Raw genomic sequence first — 17436 nt, 5'->3', positions numbered from 1 at the left:
TGCGCCCACTGTAAACGGACCGCGGCGATTAACGCAACACCGAAGTTGCGTTATCTCCCGCCCGCCCGAGATTCGCTGCGCACGGTCCGCAACGCGGCGCGCCGCCGATCCGGCGCTGACAAGCGCGGATCGACGGCGCGTCGATCATGAGACCGTGCTGAGCGAACTCGCGCGGGCTTCAGCAGGAGGCCACCGTCGGCTTGGCAGCGCGGCCCAGGCAGCAGTCCGTGGGGCACACGTCCTGCCACGGACCGAGCTCCGTGAGCGCCTCGCGGGCGCGCGGGGTGTCCCCCTCGGCGGCGACGTGGCGCTCCTCGACCAGGTCGATCAGACCGGCGACAAAGGCGGGGTCGACGCCCACGGTAGGCACGCGCACGGGAACGATCCCGCGCCCCTCGCACGTCTCGACGGCCTCGTTGTCGAGGTCCCACGCGACCTCCATGTGGTCGGAGACGAAGCCGATGGGCGAGATGACCAGGCCCTTCACGGACTCTGGGAGCGCCTCGATGGCGTCGTTGATGTCGGGCTCGAGCCACGGGATCTCCGGCGAGCCGGAGCGGGACTGGAACACCAGCGACCACGGCACGTCGGGGAACTCGTCGGCGACGCGGTCCATCACCAGCGCGGACACGGCCCGCTGCTGCTCGACGTACCAGCCGCCGCCGGCGTACCACTCGTTCTCGCCGCCGGTGGCGACCTCCGCGCCCGAGGGCAGGGTCTCGCGCGGGCCGGACACGTCCGCGGCCGCGGTGGGGATCGAGTGCGTCGCGAACATCACCTGGGCGCCTTCGAGCAGGCCCTGCTCGCGCAGCGTGCGCAGGCCCGACCGCACGGCGTCGACGTTGGGGTTCACGAACCCGGGGTGGTCGAAGTACTGGCGCACCTTGTCGAGCACGACCTCACCCTCGAGGCCCGTCTCGGCGAGCGCGGTCGCGAGGTCCTCGCGGTACGCACGGCAGCCCGAGTAGCTCGAGAACGCGGTGGTCACCAGGACCAGCACCTTGCGGTGGCCGTCCGCGTGCAGCTCCTTCAGCGCATCCGCGAAGTAGGGCGCCCAGAAGCGGTTGCCCCAGTACACCGGCAGGCCGAGGCCGCGCGACGCGATCTCCGCCTCGAGCGCGGCCTTGAGGTCGCGGTTCTGCTGGTTGATGGGGCTGATGCCGCCGAAGTGCCGGTAGTGGTGCGACACCTCCTCGAGACGCTCGTCGGGGATGCCGCGGCCGCGGGTGACGTTGCGCAGGTACGGAATGACGTCGCCCTGGCCCTCGGGGCCGCCGAAGCCGGCGAGCAGGATCGCGTCGTAGGTGGTCGCGTCGAGCACGCGGGACGATGCGGCGAGCGGCTGGGTCACGATGCCAGCACCTCCACGGCCTCGGCGGTGGTCACCCGGCGACCGGTGTAGAACGGCAGCTCCTCGCGCACGTGGCGACGGGCCTCGGTGTAGCGCAGCTCGCGCATCATGTCGACCAGGTCGGTGACCTCGTCCGCCTCCATGGGCAGCAGCCACTCGTAGTCGCCCAGCGCGAACGCGGCCACCGTGTTGGCGACCACGCCCTTGAACGCGGCGCCCTTGATGCCGTGGTCGCGCAGCATGACGGAGCGCTCCTCCTCGGGCAGCAGGTACCACTCGTACGAGCGCACGAAGGGGTACACGGTCAGCCAGTTGCGCGGGCGCTCGCCGCGCAGGAAGCCGGGGACGTGGCGCTTGTTGAACTCGGCGTCGCGGTGCACGCCCGCGGCGGACCACGTGAGCTGGGTCTCGGCGAGCAGCTCGGTGGCGCGCAGCTCGCGCAGCGCGAGCTGCAGGTCCTCGAGCACGGGGCCGTGCAGCCACAGCATCACGGTGCCGTCGGCGCGCAGGCCGGACACGTCGTAGATGCCGCGCAGCGTGACCTCGTGCTCCGCCATCTCGGCGACGGCGGCGTCGAAGTGCTCGACCACGTCCGCGAGGTCCTCGTCGGGCGCGTGGAGCATGCCGTCGAGGACGGCGAACAGGGTGAAGCCAGAGGGGTTCTCGGTCATGGGTCCCATCCTCCGATGGATCCCTCAGGTTTGGGAAATCGCTAGGACCTAGGTCCTAGGCGTCTCCGCCCCCACGATCGCCGCGAGCCCGCTCAGCCCGGCGGCCACGCCCACCAGCTCGAGGCCGGGCAGGGGACGCGCGTCGCTCACCCGTGCCGGCGAGGCGTCGGGCCACTCGACCAGCGCGGACGCGACCACCCGGTCGGCCGGGAGCTCGACGCCGAGCAGCCGGTTCGCGTCGGGGAGCGCGTGCGCGAGCAGGTCCTCGTGCGGGTCGCGGATCGCGTACGACAGCCGCACCACGTGGCGGCCCCGCGCGGCGTCGCGCACCCACCGCCACTTCGCGGTCGCGTGGGTGAGCGCCTTCGCGCGGGTCACACCGTCCAGGGCGAGCACCCCGGTGCCGCGTGGGGCGCGGTCGAGCTCGGGCGCGTCGAGCACCAGGGTCGCGAGCGCCACGCGGCGCTCCTCGGGCGGCTCGGGAAGGTCAGGGACCAGGCGCTGCGCCGCGGGCCGGGGCACGGCGAGCACCAGGGTGTCGGCGACCAGGGTGCCGCCGCCGGCGCGCACGCGCCAGGCGCCGTCGATCCGCTCGGCGGACTCGGCCGCGGTGCCGCGCACCAGGCGTACGCCTGCCTCGCGCGCGGACTCCGCGAGCGCCTCGGTGAGACGCCAGATGCCGCCGCGCACGCCCATGACGGAGGCGCCCGCGGGGGCCAGGCGACGCCGCCGCGACGCGAGCTCGAGCAGGCTGCCCGCGTCGCGCAGCTGCTGCGGCAGGGTCGGGTCGATCGCGGCGAGCGGGAGGTCGTCGAGGGGGCGCGAGTACACGCCCTGCAGCACGGGCGCCACCAGCAGGTCGGCGACCGGGTCGCCCAGGCGCGCCCTCACGAGGCCCCCGACCGTCGCATCGTCCCTCACCTCGCCGAGCGGCCGCGAGCGCTCGAGCGCGGCGTCCGCCGCGGCGCCCCAGCCGATGATCCGGCGGACGTCGTGGAGCAGCGGCCGCGTGGGGATGCCCAGCCAGCCGGTGGTGGGCAGCGGGTACGCCCGGTCGGGCGTGACCACCCAGGCGGGGGCGCGGGTGGGCGTCACCAGTTCCGCGCCGAGCCCCAGCTCGCGGGCGAGCGCCTCGACGGAGGGCGTGCGGGTCGCGAAGGACTCTGCGCCCGCGTCGAGCGTGAGCCCCGCGAGCGTGAGCGGGCTGACGCGTCCGCCCCAGCCGTCCCCGGCCTCGAGCAGGGTGACCACGGCGCCGGCGCGGGCGTGACGGCGCGCCGCGAGCAGCCCCGAGACCCCGCCGCCGACGACGAGGACGCGCTCAGCCACGCTCGTGCACGAGGTCGACCACCCGCTGGAGCTGGTCGGGGTCCGTCTCCGGGGGCACGCCGTGGCCCAGGTTGACCACGTGGCCGGGCGCCTCGGCGCCGCGCGCGAGCACGTCGAGCACGTGGGTCTCGAGCACCTCGACCGGCGCGGACAGGCGCGCCGGGTCGATGTTGCCCTGGAGCGGGAACGCGCCGTCGAGCAGGCGCGACGCCTCGTCGAGCGGCATCCGGTAGTCGACGCCCATCGCGGTCGCGCCCACCTCGGACATGGGTCGCAGCAGGTGCGAGCCGTGCGCGGCGAAGTGGATGCGCGGCACGTCGAGGTCCGCGACGGCGGCGAGCGCGGCGCCGGAGCCGGGCGCGCAGAACTCGACGTAGTCGGCCGGGGCGAGCGAGCCGGCCCACGAGTCGAACAGCTGCACCGCGGACGCGCCCGCGAGCACCTGGGCGCGCAGGAACAGGCCGGCGGCGCGCGACGTCCACTCGGCGAGCGCGTGCCACACGTCGGGCGCCTCGACCATGAGGCGTCGCGCGGCCAGGTGGTCGCGCGACGGGCGCCCCTCCACCATGTAGGCGGCCAGGGTGAACGGCGCGCCCGCGAAGCCGATGAGCGGCGTGCCGCCCAGCTCCGCGACCGTGAGCCGCACCGCCTCGCGGATGGGCTCCAGGCCCAGGTCGAAAGCCCCGCCGTCGGCGGCCTCGCCCAGCTCGGGCAGCGCCTCGATGTCCGCCATGGTGCGGATGGGGCGGTCGAACACGGGCCCCACGCCGGGGGCGATCTCGACGCCCACGCCGGCGACCTTCATGGGCACCACGATGTCGGAGAAGAAGATGCCCGCGTCCACGCCGTAGCGGCGCACCGGCTGCAGCGTGATCTCCGCCGCGAGCGCCGGGGTGAGGCAGGACTCGAGCATGGTGGTGCCGCGGCGCGCCTCGAGGTACTCCGGCAGCGAGCGGCCGGCCTGGCGCATGAACCACACGGGACGGTGCGCGGGCCGGGTGCCGCTCAGGGCGGCAAGAAGGGGGGCGTCGGCGAGGCGGCCGTCGACGAGCGGATGCGAGGCGGGAAGGGCTGACACGGCCTCAATTCTGCCCTCTCGCGCGGCCGTGTCAGAATTGAGGCCGTGTCTCTGATGTCCCTTGTCGCCTCGCACCGCAACCGTGACCTCGCCGTGCTCGAGCAGCTCCAGGTCGGAGCGGACGCGCTCGCCGCGGAGCTCATCGCCGCGGGCGGCGCGATCACGGGCGCCGTGGTGCTCCCGACGTGCAACCGCTTCGAGGTCTACGTCGACACCGAGGACCCGCAGGCCGCGCGTCGCGAGGTGGTCGAGGCGATCGCCCGCGCCAGCGCCCTGGACCCCGCGACCGTCGAGGGCTCGATGTCGCCCTACGAGGACGACGACACCATCCACCACCTGCTGTCCGTCACCTCGGGCCTCGAGTCCATGGTCGTGGGCGAGCGCGAGATCTCCGGCCAGGTCCGCCGCGCCCACCTGGAGGCGCAGCGCCGCCACCAGCTCACGCCGCGCCTCGACAGGCTGTTCCAGTCCGCGCTGCGCACGTCGCGCGTGGTCGCTTCCTCGACCGGCCTCGGCACGTCGGGCCGCTCCGTGGTGTCGGTCGCGCTCGACCTCGCTGACGCGACGGTCGGCTGGGACGGCGCCCGGGTGCTGATGATCGGCACCGGCGCGCTCGCCGAGACCGCGGTGGGCACGCTGCACGGCCGCGGCGCCAACGTCGCCTCGGTGTTCTCCCCGTCGGGCCGCGCCGCCGAGTTCGCGCGCCGCCACGGCATCGAGGCGGTGGACCTCGACGGCCTCGAGCTCGCGGTCCGCGAGGCGGACGTGGTGTTCGCCTGCTCCGGCGGCGAGTCGGTGGTCCTCACCCCCGCCCTGGTCGCGAACGCCCGCCACGGACTCGACGCGCCGCTCACCCTGATCGACCTGGCGCTCCACCGCGACATCGCCCCCGGCGTGGGCGACCTGCGCGGCGTCACCGTGATCGGGCTCGACGACGTGGGCGCCCGCGCCCCCGGCGAGGCCGTGGGCGCGATCGAGGCCGCCCGCGCGATCGTCGCGCACGCGGTGGCCCGCTTCGGCGACGGCGAGAGCGCCCGCACGCTCGACCCCGCGGTGGTCGCGCTGCGCGAGCACGTGTTCGGCCTGCTCGAGCGGGAGGTCGCCCGCGTGCGGCCCGGCGCCGGCGCCCCGCAGGACGCGATCGACCGCGCCGACGAGGTCGAGCAGGCGCTGCGCCGCTTCGCCAAGACGCTGCTCCACACGCCCACCGTGCGGGCGCGCGAGCACGCCCAGGCGGGCGAGGCCACCCAGTACCTCGAGGCCATCCGTGCCCTCTACGGCATCGACGTCGCCGTCCCGGACGACGCGTGCCCCGCTCCGCAGATCGACGCCGAGGCCGCGCACGAGGACTGAGCGCCTCATTTAGCGCACGGCGGCGTTTCCTAAACGGGCGCGGATCCGCTAGGTTAGGCGGGCCTTACCAGCGCGCCTACGGGCGCCGTCCCGCCCGGAGAGTCGAATGAGCAAGCGCGCCGCGATCGCCGGCCTGTGCCTGCTCGTGCTCGTCGGCGCGATCGCGCTGTCGCTCGCGATCGGCGCCCGCGCGATCGACCTCGAGACCGTGTGGCACGCGCTCACCAGCTTCGACCCGGCGGACAAGGACCAGCTGATCGTGCGCACCACGCGCGTGTCACGGACCGTGATCGGCGTGCTCGCCGGCGCGGCGCTCGGCGTCGCCGGCGCGCTCATGCAGTCGCTCACGCGCAACCCGTTCGCCGACCCCGGCCTGCTCGGCATCAACGCGGGCGCGTCGCTCGCCGTGGTGATCGCGCTGTCCACGGGCCTCGCGACCGGCTTCGCCGCGCAGGTGCCCGTCGCGTTCGTGGGGGCGGGCCTCGCCGCGATCCTCGTCTACGCGATCGGCGCACGCGGCGCAGCCGCTGGCGCCCCCGTGCGCCTCGCGCTCGCCGGCGTCGCGCTCACCGCGCTCATCACCTCCGTCACGTACGCGGTGCTCATGGTGAACGAGTCGACGCTCGACCAGTACCGCATGTGGGTCGCCGGCTCCCTCACGGGCCGCCAGGCGGAGGACGTCATGGCGCTCATCCCCATCGTCCTGGTCGCGATCCTCGCGGCCCTGATCGCATCGCGCCAGCTCGAGGCCGTCGCGCTCGGCGAGGACGCCGCCCGCGCCCTGGGCGTCAACATCGCCGCGATCCGCACCGTCATCATCGTGCTCGTCACGCTGCTCGCGGCCGCCGCGACCGCCGCCGCCGGGCCCATCGTGTTCGTCGGCCTCGCCGTCCCGCACCTCGCCCGCGCGCTCATCGGCGCCTCGCTGCCGTGGCTCGTGGTGGTGAGCGCGTTCGGCGGTGCCGCGCTCGTGCTGCTGTGCGACGTGGTGGGCCGCGTGGTCGCGCCCCCGGGCGAGATCGGCGTCGGCATCACCACCGCCTTCATCGGCGGCATCTTGTTCGCGCTCATGGCCCGCCGCATGAAGGTGGTGGAGCTGTGAGGATCCTCCGGATCGGCCCGCTGGGCATCACCACCCACCGGCGCACCTTCGCGGTGGGCGTGGTCCTGCTCGCCGCCCTCGCCGCGCTGCTGGTGTTCTCGCTCATGCAGGGCCAGTCGGACATCTCGATCCTCGACTCGATCAAGGCCGCCGTCGGCGTCTCCGTGGGACCGCCCGCGGACTTCATCGTCGGCCAGGTGCGCGCCCCGCGCGCGCTCACCGCGATCCTGGTGGGCGCGATGCTCGGCGTGTCCGGCGCGATCCTCCAGTCGCTCACCCGCAACCCGCTCGCCTCCCCCGACTTCATCGGCATCAGCATGGGCGCCGGCGCGGGCGCCGTCATGACCATCTGGCTCATCGGCGCCACCTCGCTGTGGGTGACCGCCGCGGGCGCGATCGTGGGAGCGCTCGTCACCGCGGCGCTGATCCTCGCGCTGTCCTGGCGCCGCGGGATCGTGCCGCTGCGCCTCATCCTCGCCGGCATCGGCATCGGGTTCGTCGCTCAGGCCCTGTCCCAGTACGCCCTCACCCGCATGGACGTGCACGACGCGGGCAACGCGCTCGGCTGGCTCGTCGGCTCCGTCACGGGCCGCACGTGGACGCACGTGACCGTGTGCGCGGTCGTCCTGGCCGTGCTGCTCCCGGTGGTCCTGTGGAACGCCCGCGCGCTTCGCACCATGGAGATGGGGGACGATGCGGCGCGCGCCCTGGGCATCCCGGTGGGCTCCGCGCGGAGCATCCTCGCGGTGTGCTCGGTCCTGCTCGCGGCGGGCGCCGTCGCCGTCACCGGGCCGATCGGCTTCATCGCGCTGGTCGCGCCCGCGATCGCCCTGCGGCTGACCCGCAACGCGGGCGTCACGCTGCTGCCGTCCGCACTCATGGGCGCGCTGCTGCTCCTGGCCTCCGACCAGGTGGCGCAGATGATGCCCGCCACCCTCCAGCTGCCCGTCGGCGTCTTCACGGCGGCCGTGGGCGCCCCCTACCTGATGTGGCTCGTATGGCGAGCCTCGCGAGGAGGTCCGTCATGACCCGTCTCGAGACGCGCGGCGCCGTGATCGGCTACGGCGACACCACCATCGTCCACGGCGTGGACGTCGAGGTGCCGGACGGCCGGATCACCGCGATCGTGGGCCCCAACGGCTGCGGCAAGTCGACGCTGCTGCGCGCCCTGGTGCGCCTCCTGTCCCCGTCGCAGGGCACCGTCCTGCTGGACGGCGAGGACATCCACCGCATCCCCACCCGCGAGGTGGCACGGCGCGTGGGCCTGCTCCCCCAGTCCCCGATCGCACCCGCCGGCATCACGGTGAAGGAGCTGGTCGCGCGCGGCCGCACCCCCCACCAGAAGGTGCTGCGGCCGTGGAGCGCGGCGGACGAGATGGCCGTGACCTCCGCGCTGCACTCGACCGCGCTCACCAGCATCCAGGACGCCGTGGTGGACGAGCTCTCGGGCGGCCAGCGCCAGCGCGCGTGGATCGCGATGACGCTCGCGCAGGACACCCCGCTGATGATCCTCGACGAGCCCACCACGTACCTCGACATCGCGCACCAGTACGACGTGATGGACCTGCTCCACCACCTCAACGAGCGCCAGGGGCGGACCATCATCATGGTGGTCCACGACCTCCACCAGGCCGCCCGCTACGCGCACCACGTCATCGCGATGCGCGACGGCGTGGTGGCCGCGGCGGGCGACCCGCGCGACGTGTTCACCGAGGACCTCATCCGCGAGGTGTTCGCGCTCGAGGCCCGCGTGATCCCCGACCCCGTCACCGGCACCCCGATGGTGGTGCCCGCCCACGGTCCGGGCGGCGCGCGCTGAACCCGCGCATCGTCCCGGCCGCCACCCAGACGTCCCACGCCTCCTAGGCACCCGACCCCACGAAAGGAACAGCATGTTCACCACCACCTCGAGGCGCCGCGCCGGCGCCATCGGCCTGGCCGCGACCGCGGCGCTCGTGCTCGCCGCGTGCTCGTCCGCAGGAACCTCCGAGGAGCCGAGCGAGAGCGCGAGCGCGGCCCCGGCCGAGGAGACCGCCTCGGCGTTCCCCGTCACCCTCGACACCGTCATGGGCGAGGTCACCGTCGAGTCCGAGCCGCAGCGCGTGGTCACGCTGGGCTCGCACGAGCACGAGTACCTCTACGCACTCGGGGTCGCCCCCGTCGCCGTGCCCGTGAGCTGGCAGGGCTATGACAACGGCACCGGCCCGTGGGCCGACGAGGACCGGATCGCGGCGGGCGCGGAGCCCGAGCTGTTCGAGCCCGGCACCACCACCTACGACGCCGAGCTCATCGCCTCGTTCGAGCCCGACCTCATCGTCGCGACCTACCCGAACCACACCATGACGCAGGAGGAGTACGACCTCCTCTCGGGCATCGCGCCCGTGGTCACCCGCCCGGCCACCGGCTCGGACGGCGTCGAGACCGTCGAGTGGGGCGTCACCCTCGCAGACGAGCTCACGCTGCTCGCCGAGGCGACCGGCACCACCGACGAGGCCGAGGCGATCATCGAGGAGATCGACGCCGCCTACGCCGAGGTCCGCGAGGCTCACCCCGAGTGGGAGGGCAAGAGCTCGCAGGTCGGCGGCTACTACGAGGGCCAGGCCTTCGTGTACGCGGCGTCCGACACCCGCAACCAGTTCCTCGCGAACGTCGGCCTCGACGTCGCCTCCGTCGAGGGCACCGACGCCGCGTGGCTGCAGATCAGCTCCGAGCAGCTCGACGTCCTGACGGACCTCGACGCGATCGTGTGGCAGGTCGCGACCACGCCCGACGCGCGCACCGAGCTCGAGAAGCTGCCGCTGTTCGACTCGCTGGGCCTCAACGAGAAGGGCGGCTCGATCTGGCTGTCCGACCCGATCCTCGAGGGCGCGTTCTTCGCGAACTCGCCGTCCTCGATCCTGTACTCGATCGACGCCTTCGTGCCGATGCTCGAGCAGGCGCTCGACGGCGACCCCGCCACCGAGGTCGTGGAGTTCTCCTCCGAGGGCTGATCGCCCCCGCACAGCACGATGCCCGGCTCCCCTCTCGCGAGGGGGCCGGGCATCGTCGCGTCCGGGGGCCGGATCCCGTCTAGAGGTCGAGCCGTTCGAGCATGTCCGTCACCAGCGCCGCCACCGCGGAGCGCTCGGAGCGCTCGAGGGTGACGTGCGCGAAGAGCGGGTGGCCCTTGAGCGCCTCGATGACCGCGGCGATGCCGTCGTGGCGGCCCACGCGCAGGTTGTCGCGCTGCGCGACGTCGTGCGTGAGGACCACCCGCGAGGACTGGCCGATGCGGGACAGCATGGTCAGCAGCACGTTGCGCTCGAGCGACTGCGCCTCGTCCACGATCACGAACGCGTCGTGGAGGGAGCGGCCGCGGATGTGCGTGAGCGGCAGCACCTCGAGCATGCCGCGTGCCATCACCTCCTCGACCACCTCGGACGAGACCATGGCGCCGAGCGTGTCGAACACGGCCTGCGCCCACGGGTTCATCTTCTCCGCGGCGTCGCCGGGCAGGTAGCCGAGGTCCTGGCCGCCGACCGCGTACAGCGGGCGGAAGACCATGATCTTCTTGTGCTGGCGCCGCTCCATGACCGCCTCGAGGCCGGCGCACAGCGCGAGCGCGCTCTTGCCGGTGCCCGCGCGGCCGCCCATCGAGACGATGCCGATCGACTCGTCGAGCAGCAGGTCGATCGCGATGCGCTGCTCCGCGGAGCGGCCGTGGATACCGAACACCTCCTGGTCGCCGCGCACCAGGCGCACCTGGCCGTCCTCGGTCACGCGTCCGAGCGCGCTGCCGCGGCCGGCGTGGATGACCAGGCCGGTGTGCACCGGCAGGGTCGCGAGGTCCTCGCCGGACAGCGCGGGGTCGGGGGCGGGCAGCGCCTCGTTCTCCCACAGCGACGCCATCTGCTCGTCGGAGACCTGGATCTCGCGCATGCCGGTCCAGCCGGACTCGACGGCGAGCTCCGCGCGGTACTCCTCCGCCTCGATGCCGAGCGCCGAGGCCTTGACGCGCATGGGCAGGTCCTTGGAGACCACCGTCACCGCGTGGCCCTCGGCCGCGAGGTTGGCCGCGACCGCGAGGATCCGGGTGTCGTTGTCGCCCAGGCGGAAGCCGGACGGCAGCACCTCGGGGTCCGTGTGGTTGAGCTCGACGCGCAGCGTGCCGCCCGCGGGGTTGACCGCGACGGCCTCGTCGAGCTTGCCGTGGCTCACGCGCAGCTCGTCGAGCATCCGCAGGGCCGATCGCGCGAAGTAGCCGAGCTCCGGGTGATGCCGTTTCGCCTCGAGCTCCGTGATGACGACCACGGGGAGGACCACCGCATGCTCCGCGAAGCGCTTGAGAGCGCGCGGGTCGGAGAGGAGGACCGAGGTGTCCAGCACGAACGTGCGGACGGCCGTGGGCACGGCGGGCTCGGTCGCGGTGGTGGGGACGGTGCCAGGCGAGGTGGTCAACAGGGCTCCCAGCGTTCAGGCCGCAGGGCGCCTATCGCCCTGTCGGCGATTGGCTACGTTCGCATCCCAGCGATGCGACGGTGTTGCGTTACCACGAGGCCGACGCTACGCCCCGATGGCCCCGTTTCGGGAGGCGCGCCGGGAAGAATTCACACAGTTGTAACTCTGCCCCCGCGCTCGGGCGTGTCCGATTCGTAGGGTGTGAGGGATCTGCCTGCGGGGACGATGCGCGGGCCGGGTTCAGCGCCCGAGGCGCCTCTCGCGCTGGGAGAAGTCGCGCAGCGCGCGCAGGAAGTCGACGTGGCGGAAGTCGGGCCAGTAGGCCTCGCAGAAGTAGAACTCCGAATGCGCGCTCTGCCACAGCAGGAAGCCGCCCAGCCGCTGCTCCCCCGACGTGCGGATCACCAGATCCGGGTCCGGCTGCCCCTTGGTGTAGAGGTGCTCGGCGATGTGCTCGACGGAGAAGCTTTCGGCGACCTCCTCGAGCGAGTGTCCCGCGTCCACGCCGGAACGCAGGAAGCTGCGCACCGCCTCGGCGATCTCGTGCCGCCCGCCATATCCCACCGCCACGTTCACGTGGATCCCGGGCGCATCCGCGGAGCGCGCCTCCGCGGCGGCGATCCGCGACGCGATCTCCGCGGGCAGCAGCGACGCGTCGCCCACATGCCGCACCCGCCACCGCCCGTCCGCCGCGAGCCGCTCGGTCGCGGTGGCGATGATCTCGAGCAGGGGAGCGAGCTCGGCGGGGTCGCGCGAGAGGTTGTCGGTGGACAGCAGCCAGAGCGTCACCACCTCGACGCCCGCATCCTGCGACCACTCGAGCAGCTCGGTGATCTTGTCCGCGCCGCGCTGGTGCCCGTGGGCGGTCGACTGACCCACCTGCTTGGCCCAGCGGCGGTTGCCGTCGAGGATGACGCCGATGTGCCGGGGAGGCTTCGCCGTCCGCTTGAGGGTGCGCGCCAGCCGCTTCTCGTACGTGCCGTACAGCAGCGAGCTCAGTCCCATGGACGTGCGTTCCTTCTTCCACCCGGGCGGTGCGTCAACCGTACTCCCGGCCCGTAACCTACGGTATCGTAGGTTCATGGCAGAGAACCTCCCCGTGCCTGGTAAGCCGCTGCTGCGCGGCTGGCTGCACCTGGGCGCGGCGCCGATCGCCCTCATCGCCGGCCTCGCCCTCACGGCGACGGCCCCGACGCTGCCGGGGCGCATCTCGTTCGCGATCTTCACGCTCACCGCGGTGATGCTGTTCGGCACCTCGGCGGTGTACCACCGCGGCAACTGGTCGCCGCGCACGCAGGCCGTGCTGCGCCGCATGGACCACGCGAACATCTTCCTCATCATCGCGGGCACCTACACGCCGCTCACGGTGCTGCTGCTCGAGCAGCCCACGAGCGTGTACGTGCTGGCGGTCGTGTGGGGCGGCGCGATCCTGGGCCTGCTGTTCCGCGTGATCTGGGTGGGCGCGCCGCGCTGGCTGTACGTGCCGATCTACGTCGCGCTCGGCTGGGTCGCGATCGGCTTCATCAAGCCGTTCTACGAGGCGGGCGGCGCGGCCGTGGTCGCGCTCATCATCATCGGCGGGCTCTGCTACACGGTGGGCGCCATCATCTACGGCACCAAGTGGCCTCGCGGTTCCCAGCGGTACTTCGGGTTCCACGAGATCTTCCACGCGCTAACGATCGCCGGGTTCGCCTGCCACTTCGTCGCCGCGTCCCTCGCCGCCTTCTCCGTCACCTGAGCCCTCGCTCGAGCCCTCCGCGGGGGACGATGCGCCGGTCGCCTCGTCGCGCGCGGCGGCGTCCCGCGCGGCCTGGGCGCGCACCTTCCGCAGGTGCTTGCTGAGGGAACGGAACAGCAGCACGCCCGCGGCGACGAGGGAGAACGTGACGACGAAGGCGAGGAAGCCCGGGCCACCGGTGAAGTCTGAAGCCATGTCAACCTTTCTGACCGGACTATCCTGCCTCATCATGAGCACCCCCGAGTCCGAGCAGGACGAGCACGCGTCCGGAGCGCTTCCCCGCCTGAGCCCGCGCCAGTGGGTGCTGGTGGGAGCGGGGCTGGCCGCGCTGATCGCCGCCGTCGCCTGGTACGCGCTGGTCGCGGCGCACGAGGCCGTCCGCTGGAAGGACGTGGGCTTCTCCGTGACGTCCCCGACGGAGATCACCGCGACGTACGAGGTCTACCTCTACGACGAGACCGACGTCGACTGCGTGGTGCGCGCGCTCAACCCCCGATTCACCGAGGTCGGCGTCGCCACCGAGCGCATCCGCTACGCGGACGGCGAGCAGCAGCGCCTCACCACCACCGTGGTGACCACGGAGGAGGCGACCACGGCCCAGGTCCAGTACTGCGAACCCGTCGACTGACGGTGTGACGCGGGCCACCGCGCTTGGGTGCCTGGCAGGTGCCTTGGTAAGGTGGCTCACCTTGTCACACGAGGAGGCAGATCACCGTGACCGAGACCACCGGAACCTGGCTGACCCAGGAGGCGTTCGACCGTCTCCAGGCGGAGTACGACCACCTGGTGAACGTCGGGCGCGTCGAGATCGCCAAGGAGATCGACGAGCGCCGCCAGGAGGGCGACCTCAAGGAGAACGGCGGCTACCACGCGGCCCGCGACGAGCAGGCCAAGATGGAGGCCCGCATCCAGGAGCTGCGCCACAAGCTCGAGACCGCCCAGGTGGGCGAGGTCACGTTCGACGGCACCATCGCCGCCGGCACCGTCGTCACCGCCGAGGTCATGGGCCGTGCGATGAAGTTCCTGGTGGGCTCCCGTGAGATCGCGGAGGGCACCGACCTCGACGTGTTCAGCCCCGAGTCGCCGCTGGGCGCCGCGCTGATCGGCCGCAAGGCGGGCGACGAGACGTCCTACGTCGCCCCCAACGGCAAGGAGATCGACGTCAAGGTGGTCGACGCGGAGCGCTTCGGCGGCTAATCCCGCCTCAGCAGCACGACCGCCTCGTAGTGGGTGGTGTGCGGGAACATGTCGAGCAGCCGTCCCTGCACGGGGGTGAGCGACGGCATCGCGGCGAGGTCGCGCGCGAGCGTGACGGCGTTGCAGCTGGAGTAGACCACCGTGTCGACGCCGGACTCCTCGAGCCAGCCGGCGAGCTCCGGCCCGATCCCCCGTCGCGGAGGGTTGACGATCACTGCGTCCGGCACCGCGCACTGCTCGCGCGCCCACACCGTCGCGTCCGCGGCGACGAACACCGCGTCGTCGGCGCCGGCACGGCCGGCACGCGCGAGGTCGTCGACGCTGGTGCGCGCGCTCTCGACGGCCTGCTCGCTCGACTCGACGCCCACCACCGCCCTGCCCTGCGCGAGGCAGTGGAGCGCGAAGCCTCCCACGCCGCAGTACAGGTCCCAGACCAGGCCGGGCGCCGCATCGTCCACCCACCCGGCGACCTGCGCGTACAGCTGCGTCGCGACGGCCGTGTTGGTCTGGAAGAAGGACTGCGGGCGCAGGTGGAGGATCACGTCGCCCATCGCCATCGCGAGCGAGCCGCGATCGGTGAGCACGATCTCGCGGTCGCCCTCGAGGACGGCCTTGTGCTCGGGCAGCACGTTGACGCTCAGCACCGCGAGCGTGGGCAGCCGCTCGAGGAGCCACGGCAGGTGCTTGCGGATGCGCGCGAGCGCCTCCGTCGACCTCATCACCAGGCGGGCCATGAGCTCGCCGTCGGGCGCGAGGGTGACGATCACGTGCTTGAGCTCGCCGCTGCGGCCGGGGACGTCGTACGGCTCGAGGCGGGCGACGTGGATGAAGCGGGCGAGCACCGGGAAGGCGGCGGCGAGCGGCGCCGGGTAGAGCGGGCAGTCGCGCAGGTCGACCCCGCGGCCGTGCGCGTCGAGGATGCCGATGGTGGGCGCGTCCATGGTCCCGCCGACCACCATCTTTGCCTTGGTGCGGAAGCCCTGCTCCGCGCTCAGGAGCGGTGGCTCCCAGTCGATCGCGGCGGCGCGCTCACCGATCGCGCCGGCGAGCAGCCCCTCGAGCTCGGACTGCTTGGTGGCGACCTGCGCCGCGTGCGGCACCGGGATGAGGGTGCACGAGCGGCACGTCTCCGAGTCGTAGTACGCGCACTGCACCAGGCAAGTTTAGGCGCCGGGCCGGTCGCCGTCCCCGTCCGTCGGATGGTCCTCGTGGTCGTGGCCGTGACGGCGGATGCGGATCTCGCCGGTGCGGGCGATGACCTCGCGGGCGCGCTTGAGCGCCTCGCGGGGATGCTCGGTGAGGATCTGCCCGGTGTCGGGCGGCTGCTCGGTGCGCAGCTGGTCGTGCAGGGACCTCGCGAAGGCGTAGAAGAAGGACACGATCGGCACCGCGATGACGGCGCCCACGAGGCCGAGCAGCAGCGTGCCGGTCGCGACGGACAGCAGGATCACCAGCGGGTGCAGCGAGGCCGCCTTGCCGAACAGCCACGGGTAGAGCACGTTGCCCTCGATCTGCTGCACCAGGAGCACGATGCCGAGCATGATGAGCGCCTTGGTGGTGCCGCCGTCCACCAGCGCGACCGCCACCGCGATCGCGCCGGAGATGGTCGCGCCGAACAGCGGGATGAAGGACAGCAGGAACACGAAGATCGCGATGGGCAGCGCGAGCGGCAGCCCCAGGATCCACGCGCCGAGTCCGATGCCGAGCGCGTCGATGAACGCGACGAACACGCTGGTCTCGGTGTAGCGCCGGAGCGTGAGCCAGGCGCTCATGCCGGCGCGGTCCATGCGCTCGCCGCGGCGGCTCGGCTGGATGTTGACGAACCACAGCCACAGCTTGCGGCCGTCCTTCATGAAGAAGAACAGGGAGAACAGCGCGACGATCGACCCGGCGAACAGCGAGCCGATGGTGCCCGTCACGGAGAAGGCCCCCGTCGCGACGCCCCACGCGTTGTCCTGGATGGTCTTGGCGACGTTGTCGAGGGCGTCGTCGATCTGCTGGCGCTCGAGATGGATGGGGCCCTGCACCAGCCAGTCGAGGAACTGGTTGAAGCCCTTGACCGCGGCCTCCTGGAGGTCGGAGAAGCCGGCGACGATCGAGGAGCCGGCGGCCACCGCGAGGCCGACCACCACGGTCACGAGCGCGATGATCGCGAGCGCGGCGCCCGCGGTGCGCGGCAGCCCCCACTTGTGGAGGCGGCTCACCAGCTGCTCCAGCGGGGCGGCGATGAGCAGCGCGATGATGACGGGCAGCACGATCGACGCGAGGGTGGTGAACCCCGTGAAGAAGACGTAGATGACGATCCCGACGACGATCAGCCGCCACGACCACGCGGCGGAGATGCGCAGCCAGACGGGGACGTTCTCCGCCACGACATCGGTGGGCGCGGAGTCGTACTCTGGTGTGCCCTCGGGCTCCGAAGGAGGCATGACGCGAGCCTAGCGCGCGCATCGTCCCCCGCCGGGAGGCGGAACAGAACCGGGCGCGAGGGCGTTCGTCAACCGGAAGGGAGCGCTGATGCTCGGAATCGACAAGACCACCATGATCACGCCGGACGAGGCTCTCACGGGCCGCGACGCCGAGATGCAGATCGCCGACCGCCACGTGGTGCTCGGCACGCCGCTCAAGGGGCCCTGGCCCGAGGGCCACGAGGTGCTGTACGTCGCGATGGGCTGCTTCTGGGGTGCGGAGCGCATCTTCTGGCAGACGCCGGGCGTGTACTCGACCGCCGTGGGGTACATGGGCGGCTGGACGCGGAACCCGAACTACCAGGAGACCTGCACGTCGCTGACGGGCCACACCGAGACGGTGCAGGTGGTCTACGACCCCGCGCAGGTGTCGCTCGACACGCTCTTGGCGGCCTTCTGGGAGAACCACGATCCGACCACGCCCAACCGGCAGGGTGGCGACATCGGCACGCAGTACCGCAGCGCGATCTTCGCGACCACGGACGCGCAGCTCGAGGCCGCGCAGGCGTCGCGCGAGCGCTACCAGGAGAAGCTGACCGCGGAGGCGTTCGGGACCATCTCGACGCAGATCGCGCCCTCCGCGGACGCCGGCGACGGGGTGTTCTACTACGCGGAGGACTACCACCAGGGCTATCTGCACAAGAACCCGGGCGGCTACTGCAACCACGGGTTCTGCCAGGTCAGCTACGCCTGATCGACCCGGGAACGACGA

Annotated in this window: 18 protein-coding genes; 9 read left to right on the top strand and 9 right to left on the bottom strand. The window is 72.5% G+C overall.

Annotation, left to right across the window (positions count from 1 at the left end; translation table 11 throughout):
• Window positions 1-178: 178 nt before the first annotated feature.
• The 4 genes from AOM05_RS04235 to hemE are packed head-to-tail and all read right to left on the bottom strand — an operon-like array spanning window position 179 to window position 4429.
• Window positions 179-1351, bottom strand: a complete 1173-nt coding sequence (locus AOM05_RS04235; protein ID WP_062519729.1) for a ferrochelatase — start codon at window positions 1349-1351, stop codon at window positions 179-181.
• Window positions 1348-2022, bottom strand: coding sequence for a hydrogen peroxide-dependent heme synthase (gene hemQ / locus AOM05_RS04230; RefSeq protein WP_082097262.1), 675 nt, complete (start codon window positions 2020-2022; stop codon window positions 1348-1350). The genes AOM05_RS04235 and hemQ overlap by 4 nt, the downstream gene beginning before the upstream one ends.
• Window positions 2023-2070: 48 nt before the next feature.
• Entirely contained in the window at window positions 2071-3351 is a 1281-nt protein-coding gene (locus AOM05_RS04225; RefSeq protein WP_062519726.1) for a protoporphyrinogen/coproporphyrinogen oxidase, read from the bottom strand.
• On the bottom strand, window positions 3344-4429 hold the full coding sequence (hemE, locus tag AOM05_RS04220; RefSeq protein ID WP_369401113.1) for a uroporphyrinogen decarboxylase: 1086 nt from the start codon (window positions 4427-4429) through the stop codon (window positions 3344-3346). The genes AOM05_RS04225 and hemE overlap by 8 nt, the downstream gene beginning before the upstream one ends.
• 54 nt (window positions 4430-4483) lie before the next feature.
• Between hemE and AOM05_RS04215 the strand changes: the two genes are divergently transcribed.
• The 5 genes from AOM05_RS04215 to AOM05_RS04195 all read left to right on the top strand — a co-directional run bounded on the left by AOM05_RS04215 (window position 4484) and on the right by AOM05_RS04195 (window position 9874).
• Window positions 4484-5782: a glutamyl-tRNA reductase gene (locus tag AOM05_RS04215; protein ID WP_082097261.1), complete on the top strand. Its 1299-nt coding sequence runs from the start codon at window positions 4484-4486 to the stop codon at window positions 5780-5782.
• A gap of 106 nt (window positions 5783-5888) precedes the next feature.
• Complete coding sequence (locus AOM05_RS04210; protein ID WP_062519723.1) at window positions 5889-6884, top strand: FecCD family ABC transporter permease; 996 nt, start codon at window positions 5889-5891, stop codon at window positions 6882-6884.
• Window positions 6881-7912 carry a FecCD family ABC transporter permease gene (locus AOM05_RS04205; RefSeq protein WP_062519722.1) on the top strand — a complete coding sequence of 344 codons (1032 nt, stop codon included), beginning with the start codon at window positions 6881-6883 and terminating at the stop codon, window positions 7910-7912. Before AOM05_RS04210 ends, AOM05_RS04205 begins: the two co-directional genes overlap by 4 nt.
• Complete coding sequence (locus AOM05_RS04200; RefSeq protein ID WP_062519720.1) at window positions 7909-8703, top strand: ABC transporter ATP-binding protein; 795 nt, start codon at window positions 7909-7911, stop codon at window positions 8701-8703. Before AOM05_RS04205 ends, AOM05_RS04200 begins: the two co-directional genes overlap by 4 nt.
• 73 nt (window positions 8704-8776) lie before the next feature.
• Complete coding sequence (locus AOM05_RS04195) at window positions 8777-9874, top strand: ABC transporter substrate-binding protein (RefSeq protein WP_062519719.1); 1098 nt, start codon at window positions 8777-8779, stop codon at window positions 9872-9874.
• A gap of 79 nt (window positions 9875-9953) precedes the next feature.
• Here the strand turns inward: AOM05_RS04195 and phoH2 are convergent, their stop codons facing one another.
• Both phoH2 and AOM05_RS04185 read right to left on the bottom strand, forming a co-directional pair.
• Window positions 9954-11273 carry an RNA 5'-3' helicase PhoH2 gene (phoH2, locus tag AOM05_RS04190; protein WP_062520220.1) on the bottom strand — a complete coding sequence of 440 codons (1320 nt, stop codon included), beginning with the start codon at window positions 11271-11273 and terminating at the stop codon, window positions 9954-9956.
• Window positions 11274-11561: 288 nt separating this feature from the next.
• Window positions 11562-12326: an isoprenyl transferase gene (locus tag AOM05_RS04185; protein WP_062519717.1), complete on the bottom strand. Its 765-nt coding sequence runs from the start codon at window positions 12324-12326 to the stop codon at window positions 11562-11564.
• Between the two features lie 76 nt (window positions 12327-12402).
• On the opposite strand from AOM05_RS04185, the gene trhA reads away from it, so the two are divergent.
• Window positions 12403-13059: a PAQR family membrane homeostasis protein TrhA gene (gene trhA, locus AOM05_RS04180; protein WP_228373205.1), complete on the top strand. Its 657-nt coding sequence runs from the start codon at window positions 12403-12405 to the stop codon at window positions 13057-13059.
• On the opposite strand, the gene AOM05_RS04175 is transcribed toward trhA, so the two are convergent.
• Window positions 12994-13254, bottom strand: coding sequence for a hypothetical protein (locus AOM05_RS04175; RefSeq protein WP_062519715.1), 261 nt, complete (start codon window positions 13252-13254; stop codon window positions 12994-12996). The genes trhA and AOM05_RS04175 overlap by 66 nt on opposite strands.
• Window positions 13255-13288: 34 nt before the next feature.
• Between AOM05_RS04175 and AOM05_RS04170 the strand changes: the two genes are divergently transcribed.
• Entirely contained in the window at window positions 13289-13687 is a 399-nt protein-coding gene (locus AOM05_RS04170; RefSeq protein ID WP_062519713.1) for a DUF4307 domain-containing protein, read from the top strand.
• 86 nt (window positions 13688-13773) lie between these two features.
• Window positions 13774-14256 (top strand): transcription elongation factor GreA, encoded by a 483-nt coding sequence (greA, locus tag AOM05_RS04165; RefSeq protein ID WP_062519712.1) that lies wholly within the window; start codon window positions 13774-13776, stop codon window positions 14254-14256.
• Here the strand turns inward: greA and rlmC are convergent.
• Entirely contained in the window at window positions 14253-15410 is a 1158-nt protein-coding gene (gene rlmC, locus AOM05_RS04160) for a 23S rRNA (uracil(747)-C(5))-methyltransferase RlmC (protein ID WP_062519710.1), read from the bottom strand. The genes greA and rlmC overlap by 4 nt on opposite strands.
• 9 nt (window positions 15411-15419) lie before the next feature.
• On the bottom strand, window positions 15420-16685 hold the full coding sequence (locus AOM05_RS04155) for an AI-2E family transporter (protein WP_062519709.1): 1266 nt from the start codon (window positions 16683-16685) through the stop codon (window positions 15420-15422).
• A gap of 88 nt (window positions 16686-16773) precedes the next feature.
• Between AOM05_RS04155 and msrA the strand changes: the two genes are divergently transcribed.
• Window positions 16774-17418 (top strand): peptide-methionine (S)-S-oxide reductase MsrA, encoded by a 645-nt coding sequence (gene msrA, locus AOM05_RS04150; protein WP_062519708.1) that lies wholly within the window; start codon window positions 16774-16776, stop codon window positions 17416-17418.
• Window positions 17419-17436 lie beyond the last annotated feature (18 nt).

It is taken from the genome of Demequina silvatica, assembly GCF_000971215.1.
GTDB classification, from domain to species: Bacteria; Actinomycetota; Actinomycetes; order Actinomycetales; family Demequinaceae; genus Demequina; species Demequina silvatica.
The sequence above is the reverse complement of the archived record's forward strand: the minus strand, read 5'-3'. Positions and strand labels throughout refer to the sequence as shown.